Genomic DNA, 8,613 nt, shown 5'->3' with positions numbered 1-8,613 from the left:
CGCCCCCCCCCCGGCGGGCAGGCAGAGGAATCCTCAGCCGGCGCAGTCAGTGCAGATGGGCACTCCGCCCTCTTCGCTCGCCAGCTGCGAGCGGTGGCGAACGAGGAAGCACTCCATACAGGTGAACTCGTCGTTCTGCTTGGGCAGAACCCGGACGGACAGCTCTTCGTTGGAGAGATCAGCCCCCGGAAGCTCGAATCCCTCGGCGGCAACAGCTTCATCCTCGTCGACCTGGCTGGCCTGCTGCTGAGTGCGCTGGGCCTTGAGCTCTTCGATGGAGTCGCTGTTGAGTTCCTCGTCCTGCTTACGAGGCGCGTCATAGTCTGTCGCCATGTGGCCTAATCACTCTCCGGGAGTACGTGATGGTGCGATGGTCCGTGGAGCACCACCGTGCAATGTCTAGTGCATTTTGCATTGCCCCTGATGATTTGGCAAGGAGGATTTGGGCATCCGGCAGGTGATATATCTCATGCCCTCGTGAGGTTCCCCTCAGCGCGCTCCGAGGGTTCGTGCAATCTGGAAAAATAACTCACAATGACGGTTGGACGATGACGATGAGCGGGTACCGCGCTCGATGGAGGATGTGACATGAGCCATTTCGAGGACGAGCTGCAGAAGCACACTGCGGCCCTGCGCGCACTCATCTCCGAGGCCCGCAGGGAGGAGAACGACCTTGCGGTCGACTCCCTCATCGGTGAGCTCGAGGGACTGATCGGTCTCGCGGAGCGCAACGACGTGGACACCGAGGAGATGCAGCGGGTGCTCCAGGTGGAGACCGGCGCGATCCCCGTCATCGAAGTCGGGGACGATCGCGCCTGAGCAGCCCCCAGCTCACTGCATCGATGCCGATTCATCAGCGGTGGTGTGGATGCCGCCGCAGCGACGGCTGCGGTCACCGCGCACAGTCGACCTGCGAAGCACAGTCGATCTGTGACCCCGACGGCAACGTTTCGCCCGCACCCGCTCCGGTTCTCTCACGCCATTCCTGGGCGTTGCCGGCCCGTCCAGGCCTCGCGCCCCTGCGCGGGCCCGCGCACCGCCGTGCAGGGCGCAGAAGAAGAGGCCGGAGCCCCGAAGGCTCCGGCCTCTTTCGCTGCCCGGTCCAGGTCACCGCTGGGGGCAGTTCAAGGTCATCAAACGGGGCCGCTCCCTTGAGCGGGCGACTGCAGCTCAGCGAGCGGCAGCAGCCTCCCACTGCGGAAGCACCGGCTTGTCCGACTTGCCGCGGCAGCATTCGATCGAGCAGGCCCCGCTGCCGGGACCGAGCGGCCCCTCGCTGGTCACGGCGGGCGCCTCGACATCCTCGCCCCGCACCTGGGCCGCGCGCTCCAGCGCCAGGTCGATCAGTCCGCCGACAAAGGCCGGTCTGGTGCCGACGGTGGCGGCGCGGGTGTACGCCAGACCGAGCTCCTGCGCGGTCTCAGCAGCTTCCGTGTCGAGGTCGTACTTGACCTCCATGTGGTCGGAGACGAAGCCGATGGGCACCACCATGACGCCCTCGACGCCCTGCTCCTTGAGCTCGGCCATCCGGTCATTGACGTCGGGCTCGAGCCACGGGATGTGCGGGGCACCCGAACGGGAGCAGTAGACGAGCTCCGAGGCCAGGGGCAGCTCGTCACCGAGCTGACCGCCGATCCATTCGATGAGGTCCTCGTGCTGGGCCTGGTACCCGCGCGTCATCACCGCCGAAGCATCCTGCATCGTGTTCGGGATGGAGTGGGTGACGAACAGCACACGGTGCTTGCTGCGGTCCAGGGTCCCGACCTCGGCGGTGAAGTCGGCGATCCCCTCACGGACGCATTCGAGCTCGGCCTGCGCGAACCCGGGGTGGTTGAAGTACTGCCGAACCTTGTCGATCTCGATTCGGATGCCCTCTTCGGCCAGCGCCTCGGTGGTCATGTGATAGTCCTCGCGGTACTGCCGGCATGATGAGTAGCTGGAGTACGCCGAGGTGTCCACGGCCAGGAACCTGGTGTGGCCGTTGTTCGCATGCTCGTCGCGCAGCACGTCGGTGAGGTAGGGCGCCCAGTTCCGGTTGCCCCACACAGCGGGGATGTCGATGCCCCGGGCGTCGAGCTCTTCCTTCATCGCCGCCAGCAGCGCCCGATTCTGGTCGTTGATCGGTGACTTGCCGCCGAACATGTAGTAGTGCTCGCCCACCTCGACGAGCCTCTCGTCAGGAATCCCCCTGCCGCGAGTCACGTTCTGCAGGAAGGGCAGCACCTCCGCTTCGGATTCGGGACCGCCGAAGGACATCAGGACGAGCGCGTCGAAAGGCGCGAGACTGGAAGCATTCACGGTGCCCAGTCTAGCGATTCGGGGACCGGCCGACGCCTCGGGCAAGTCGGCGAGAGGTCGAGTCTCAGCACTCGGCTGCCCGCTCGATGACCTCCCCGGCGCCCGGTGAGGCAACGCTCGGTGAATCGCCCCTCGGGCTCCCCCACTGAATAGCCGCTCGACTCCCCGCCCCCCGAGCGACTCGCCCGTGCTCTTACCACAAAGCACACGGAGTTCGTGAAACGATCTCTCAAAGGCCATGACTGGAGGTTGAGGCAAATGACGGAGCTGACGCTGCGCGGGGTGCACGACGACGAAGAGCACCTCCTCCTCACGGATGGAGCCGGCAACGACTACCTGCTGCCCATCGATGAGAGCCTGTATGCCGCTGTTCGGCGGGACCGTGCTCGTCTGGCGCAGATTCGTGCCGCCGACGAGCCGGTGCGCCCCAAGGACATCCAGGCGCTGATCCGGTCGGGAATGAACGCCGAGGAGGTTGCTCAGACCACCGGCGCCGCCCTGGAGCACATTCAGGTCTACGAAGGACCGGTGCTCGCCGAGCGGGCGCACATCGCACACCGTGCCGGGCGCTGCCTCGTCTATCCGGAGAACGACCCCAGCGGCGAGCCGAAGCAGCTGACGACTCTGTGCGAAGAGCGACTCCGGATGCGCGACGTCAATCTGGGCACCATGGTCTGGGACGCGTGGAAGAAGGACTCCGGAACCTGGTACGTCCAGCTGCGGTTCATCGCTGCGGACAAGGAGAGGGCCGCCGGGTGGGAATACGCACGCGGCTCGATCTCGCCGCTCGACGACGAAGCGCGATGGCTGTCGGATGCAGGCCCCAGCGATTCCGGCCCGATCCCGAACTTCGGCACGGGGTCCGAACGCGTGTACAACATCGAGGCCGAGGAGGGCCGCACCCAGCTCCACGAGGAATCGCCCCGCGGCAGCCACGTTGCGGAGACCGACCGGATTCTGGAAAGTCTCAGGCGTCGCCGGGGTCGGCACGCGACGACCGCTGCGGAGTCCCCCGACGCCCTCGGCGAGCACGGCCGTCCCCACCACGCTCCCGCGGTGTCGCGCCATGGCGTGCTCCATGCCGTTCCCGAGGCGCCCGAGCGGCAGCCCGACGGCGCCCACACTGCTCTGAGCGCTCCCGAGGAGGCCAGGGATGCAGGTGTGTTCCCGCTTCCGGCAGAGCCCGGCCTCCAGCACGCCTCGGAGCTGGGATCAGGCGGACCCGGCGGTGCGCATCAGGCGGCCCCGCACACATCGGTGATGCAGGACGAGGACGGAGTTCGGGCCGAGGGCGGAGTTCAGGACGAGGACGGAGTCGGAGCTGATCAGCTTTCCCTGCTCGACGAGCCGGGCGTCTCCGGAGACCACAGCGCCACCCAGCCGATACCCCGCCCGGAGGACTCCGACGCCCCCCGCAAGAAGGGCCGGTCCTCCGTCCCCAGCTGGGAAGAGATCATGTTCGGATCCAAGCGGGACTGATCGCCTCGTCCGGGCGCGGCCTGCCCGACGCACCCGCCCGCGACCGGCTGCCGCACGCGGGCGCGACCGGCTGCCTCACCCGAGCGCGACCGGCTGCCGCACGCGGGCGCGACCGGTTGCCTCACCCGAGCCGGACCCGCCGGTCATCCGGCTTGACGATCCCCTCGTCGTGAGTGACGAGCACGACGCTCGTGTCGCCGAGGCCGGTCCGCAGATCGCCCATCAGCGCTGACGACATCTCCTGATCCAGGTGTGCGGTCGGTTCGTCCAGCACGATCACATCCGCTCGAGCCAGGAGAGTCCGGGCGACGGCCAGCCGTTGCCGCTGACCTCCCGACAGGTGGGCCCCCGAGGCGCCGATCTTCGCATCCATGCCGACATCCGCAGCCAGCTCACCCAGGCCCACTCGATCGAGCACGGCGTGCAGCTCCTCCTCGTCGGGCGCGTCGTCCTTGGGTCGGCTCACCAGCAGATTCGCTCGCAGACTGGAGTCGAACACGTGGGCCTCCTGGGGGCACCAGGAGATCAGCCCGGCAAGATCCATCGGCAGCAGCTCGGCGGTCGGCTCCCCGTTGATCCGGTACTCCCCACGGCTGGGGTTCAGGAATCGAAGGAGGACGCTGACCAGCGTCGTCTTGCCCGAGCCGGACGGTCCCGTGACGGCCAGCCACTCGCCGGTCTCCAGGCGAGTGCTGACGCCGCTGAACGCCTCGGCCTCCGCACCCGGCCAGCGCGCTGCCAGATCACGCAGCTCCAGGTCGCCGATCTCATCGGGGCCGTTGTCACCGCCGAGATCCTCCGGTGCGGTGGTGTCGTCCAACTCCGTGACCCGCCCCAGCACCTGGCGCAGCGCCGGCCACTGCTGCAGTGCCGCCAGCGAGTCGATGAAGCAGTCGATGAGGGCCAGGGGCAAGAGGACGGCGACCGCCAGGAGTTCTCCGCTGAGCTCACCGGCGCTGACCGATCCGGCCAGCACCGGAAGCATCAGCACGCCGGCCAGCACGCCGAGCAGAGTGATCACCGCCTCACCGATGCCGGTTGCGCGCAGCGCTGCTGCCTCCTGGCTTCCGGCGAGCGCATCGGCGCGCAGGAAGCGGCGGACGGCGCGCGGTGCGCTGCCCCCGACCAGCAGGTCTTCGCGGGCCCAGAGCAGGGCCGCGAGATCCGACAGCACGACATTGCGGGAGCGCAGACGCGCGCTCGTCGCGTGCCCGTCGGCCCACAGCGTCAGCGCGGGGGCGAGCACCAGGCACAGCACCGCCGCAACGGCCATCAGCACTGCAGCGGCCGGGTGGATCAGGCCCAGGGTCACCACCGCGGCCACGGCCACAACGACGGCGACGATCGGCGGGAGCACCACGCGCGGCGCAAGATCCCTGATGTCGTCGACGTCGGCGATCAGCCGACTCAGGGCGACCTCTCCGCGCAGCAGGGCCCGGTTGGCGGTTCCCATCCGGGCGAATGCCAGCCAGATCCGCTCCCGCAGGTCGGCCAGCGAGCTCAGCACCGCGTCGTGCAGCACCAGCCGCTCGAGGTATTTGAGCACGGAGCGGGACAGCCCGAAGAAGCGGACTCCGACGATCGCCACCAGCAGGTACATGATCGGCGGCTGCCTGGAGGCGTAGACGATGAGCCAGGCGGAGACGCCGGTCAGAGCAGCCCCGGCCGCTACGGCTGCGACTCCGCACAGCACCGCGAGCAGCATCTTCGGCGAACGCAGGTCGACTGCCCGGACGAGCCGCCGCCAGGCGGTCACCAGCGGCACCGACTGCGACTCCTCGGAAGGTGCCGCTGGATCGGTGTCCGGTCCCATCTGACCGACGGCCGGCACTGCGGCCGGGGCCGCCGCTCCATCTCCCGAGACTGCCGCGGCTGAAGCTTCGGATGCCCGGGATCCGTCGAACACAGCGGCGTCTGCCGAAGCGGCGCCGGACGCAGCGGCGTCTGCCGAGGCGCGCTCGCCGACGCCACGGGTCGCGTCCCGTGTCGACCCGTCCGGCGTCGTCGCACCATTGCTCGATTCCGCACGAGTCGACACAACGATGCCGGAGCTGCCGGCAGTGCCGCTGGGCTGGGCCTGCATCGCCACTGCAAGCGGTGCCGCCTCGGCCGCGTCCGCGAGCGGCGCGCCTGCGGCCGCGGCGGGAGCGATGTCAACGATATGAGCGGCCGCATCGATGAGCCGCTGATCGTGGGTGGCTGCCACGACGGGCACCTCGGCGGAGACGGCACCGAGGCTCTCCCGAACTCGCCGGGCGGAGTCTGCGTCGAGGTGAGCGGTGGGCTCGTCAACGAGGACGAGGCGCGCGCCCGCGGCCACCGCGGCGAACACCCGGGCCAGTGCCAGCCGACGCTGCTCGCCGGGGCTCAGCGCCGCACACGGGGCACTCAGCGGCACTGCGAGCGCTGCTCGGTCGAGGCACTGCTGCAGCTGAGTCTCGCTGCACTCGGGCGGCCCGTAAAGTCGCAGCTCCTCTCCGACGGTGGGCGCGAAGGTGCGGGGGTTCTGCCCTGCGTACGCGACGGGGGCGGGCACCCCGCGGACCGTTCCCGTGATCGCGCAGCCCTCATCTTCCCGGACCAGCCCCGCGAGCACTCCGAGGAGAGTCGACTTCCCGGCGCCGGACGGACCGCGCAGCACCGTCACCCCCGCTGACGGAATCCTCGCGTCCAGCAGCCCCAGGGCCGGCACCTGCCGATCGGCATAGCGGACCGAGAGGTCATCGATCGTGATGGCATCCCCGGCCTCTGCGGGAGCTGTCCGTGCGGGGGCCGTGGGACGCGCGATGAGGCCCTTGATCCGCTCGAAGGCGGCGATGCCGTTCTCCGTGGAGTGGAAGGCCGCGCCCAGCTGACGCAGCGGCAGGAAGCACTCGGGAGCGAGGATGAGGGCGAACAGACCGTCCTGCAGCTCCATCTGGCCGTACACCAGCCGCACACCGATGAAGACGGCGACCACGGCCACCGAGATCGTCGCGATGAACTCGAGCGCGAGGGCGCTGATGAACGCCACTTTCAGCGTCTGCATGGTCGTGTCTCGGTAGGTCTGGCTCATCGCCCGCAGCGCTGTGGTCTGGGCCACCACCCTGCCCAGGCCGACGAGCACCGGCAGGCCGCGGGCGAGTTCGACCAGGTTCGTCGACAGCCGGTCCAGCGAGATCGTCGCGTCGCTGACCCTGTCGGCGGTGTACTTGCCGATGAGCACCATGAAGTACGGGACGAGCGGCAGCGTCAGGACGAGGATCACCGCGCTCACCCAGTCCGTGAAGACGATGCGGGCCGTGATGAGCAATGGGATCGCCGCCGAACCGGTCAGCGCGGGCAGCACCGAGGTGAAGTAGTCATCGAGATCGTCGAGCGATCGGGTTGCCGCCAGGGTCAGCGCCCCGTCCGACAACGGCATGTCCCGCCCGGACCCCGCGAATACGCGGCCGACGAGCGCTCGGCGCAGTTCGGTCTTGACACCGACTGCCGCCCGCGCGCCGACCGTCCGGGACGCCCAGACGGCCCCTGCGCGGACGAGGGCCCCGAGCGCGCCCAGAGTCACAGCGGTCCTGATCGGCTCGTCGCGGATCAGATCGACGACACCCATGGCGATGCCCTCGGCGACGAGGATCAGACCAAGCGCCTTCAGGCAGGCGATGAAGCCGAGCAGCCACAGCGCACGGCGCCCCTGCGGCGATGCCAGCGCTGCGGCTGTCGGCGGAGTCCGGTCACTCACCGGCAGCCGACTCGGGGCGATCGCGCGCATCGCGATGTCCGCCGCCGGAGTCCCGGGCTCCCACCGGCTCGTGGTGGCTGCGAATGGCGACAGGCACCTCGTGAGCAGGCGGGATGTGCTCGACAGTGAGCCTGAAGCCGTGCACGGAGTAGGCCCACAGCTGGTAGAGGATCACGAGCGGGAGGAAGATCACCGCCACGATCAGCATGACTCCGAGGGTGTAGTCCGAGGACGAGGCATTCGACACGGTCAGCGAGAACTCCGGGCTGACCGTCGACGGAAGCACGTTCGGATAGAGGTTGGAGAAGATCGAGGCGACTCCGAGCACGAGGAAGACCGCCTGCGCCAGGAACGCCCCCAGCTCGCGGCCCTGGCGGGCCAGCAGCCAGCCGATGACGGTGCTGGCGGCCGCCCCGATGATGAGGATCCAGCCCCAGGGCTTGTCGTTCGAGAGCTGGACGATGAGCACCCAGACGACGATCGGCAGCAGCATGACCGGCCCGCCGCGCACCGCCCAGCGCCGGGCGCGATGCCGGACTTCGCCATCGGTCTTGAGCCCGAGGTAGAGCAGGCCGTGCAGCAGGCTGAAGCCGACGACTCCCAGTCCGCCGATGAACGCCTCAGCGGTGACCCAGGCGAACGGTCCGCCGATGTTGTCTCCGTTGTCGTTCAACGGCAGGCCGGTGCTCGTCAGTGCCAGCATCGCGCCGACGCAGAAGGCCGCCAGCAGCGACCCGCCCCACATCGCCCAGGTCCAGAACTCGGTCCACCTCCTGCCGACGGCCTTGCCGCGGTATTCGATGGCGACAGCGCGGAAGATGAGCGCGAGCAGAGCGAGGGTGAGCGGGAGGTACAGCGCGGAGAACAGCGAGGCGTACCACATCGGGAAGGCGGCGAAGGTCGCAGCGCCGGCGGTGATCAGCCACACCTCGTTGCCGTCCCAGACCGGGCCGATCGTGTTGATGAGGAGCCGGCGCTCCCGCTCGTTCTTGGCGAAGCCCCGCAGCAGCATCCCGACTCCGAGGTCGAATCCCTCGAGGAACAGGTAGCCGAGCCACATCACGGCCAGGATGACGAACCAGATCGTAGGCAGTGTTTCCATTTGCGACTCAGAC

The 8,613-nt window shown here is 68.8% G+C and carries 6 protein-coding genes; 2 read left to right on the top strand and 4 right to left on the bottom strand.

The genetic code is table 11. From position 1 onward, the window contains the following. Positions 1–33 precede the first annotated feature (33 nt). Positions 34–333 carry a DUF4193 domain-containing protein gene (locus LXN01_RS03285; RefSeq protein ID WP_236863096.1) on the bottom strand — a complete coding sequence of 100 codons (300 nt, stop codon included), beginning with the start codon at positions 331–333 and terminating at the stop codon, positions 34–36. A gap of 255 nt (positions 334–588) precedes the next feature. Here LXN01_RS03285 and LXN01_RS03280 point away from each other — a divergent pair, with 255 nt between their 5' ends. Continuing rightward, complete coding sequence (locus tag LXN01_RS03280) at positions 589–819, top strand: hypothetical protein (RefSeq protein ID WP_236863095.1); 231 nt, start codon at positions 589–591, stop codon at positions 817–819. 351 nt (positions 820–1,170) lie between these two features. Here LXN01_RS03280 and LXN01_RS03275 read toward each other — a convergent pair whose 3' ends face one another. Next, on the bottom strand, positions 1,171–2,298 hold the full coding sequence (locus tag LXN01_RS03275) for a ferrochelatase (protein ID WP_236863094.1): 1,128 nt from the start codon (positions 2,296–2,298) through the stop codon (positions 1,171–1,173). Positions 2,299–2,556: 258 nt separating this feature from the next. On the opposite strand from LXN01_RS03275, the gene sepH reads away from it, so the two are divergent. Further along, a complete protein-coding gene (gene sepH, locus LXN01_RS03270; protein ID WP_236863093.1) occupies positions 2,557–3,777 on the top strand; it encodes a septation protein SepH in 1,221 nt (406 codons plus the stop codon). A 121-nt stretch (positions 3,778–3,898) separates the two neighbouring features. Here the strand turns inward: sepH and cydD are convergent, their stop codons facing one another. Both cydD and cydB read right to left on the bottom strand, forming a co-directional pair. Then, positions 3,899–7,528 (bottom strand): thiol reductant ABC exporter subunit CydD, encoded by a 3,630-nt coding sequence (gene cydD, locus LXN01_RS03265; protein ID WP_236863092.1) that lies wholly within the window; start codon positions 7,526–7,528, stop codon positions 3,899–3,901. After that, on the bottom strand, positions 7,491–8,600 hold the full coding sequence (cydB, locus tag LXN01_RS03260; protein WP_236863091.1) for a cytochrome d ubiquinol oxidase subunit II: 1,110 nt from the start codon (positions 8,598–8,600) through the stop codon (positions 7,491–7,493). Before cydB ends, cydD begins: the two co-directional genes overlap by 38 nt. Positions 8,601–8,613 lie beyond the last annotated feature (13 nt).

It is taken from the genome of Brevibacterium daeguense, from assembly GCF_021729135.1.
Lineage (GTDB): Bacteria > Actinomycetota > Actinomycetes > Actinomycetales > Brevibacteriaceae > Brevibacterium > Brevibacterium daeguense.
This window is presented reverse-complemented; position numbering and strand designations above follow the sequence as displayed.